Source organism: Gilvimarinus sp. 1_MG-2023 (assembly GCF_030548285.1).
The window spans coordinates 1-344 of sequence record NZ_JAUOSC010000456.1 but is presented as its reverse complement, the minus strand read 5'-3'; the positions used below and the strand labels follow the sequence as shown (position 1 = coordinate 344).

Here is a 344-nt window from a genome sequence, read left to right as displayed (position 1 = left end):
ATCCGCATGATCACCCGCTGTTTTGGTGGTTTTGAAGCCATCGACAACCAGTCGCTGGATAAACCTGCCGAGCAAAAAAGCAGCCGGGGTCGCCATGCGGCCAACCCCAAACCAGAAACAGCCAAAACCTTCGCCAGTAAAATATTTAATACCACCGATTTTGGTTATCGCCGTATTACCATCGAGCGGCCATTACGGTTATCCGTACAGCTCAGTGATGAACGCCTGGAAGCACTGCGTTTTGCCCCCAAACCCTTTAATGCGCCGATGCAGTGGATCTGGCAGGCCTATGGTGGCGACTGGGATGAGACGAATTACGGCCAGCTTGCCGACGTTGTGATCGA

1 protein-coding gene is annotated in these 344 nt (G+C 52.9%); it reads left to right on the top strand.

Going from position 1 to position 344, the window contains the following annotated elements; all coding sequences use genetic code 11:
* Positions 1 to 344: hypothetical protein (locus Q4563_RS17615; protein ID WP_303605421.1), on the top strand; the 344-nt coding region annotated here is incomplete at both ends.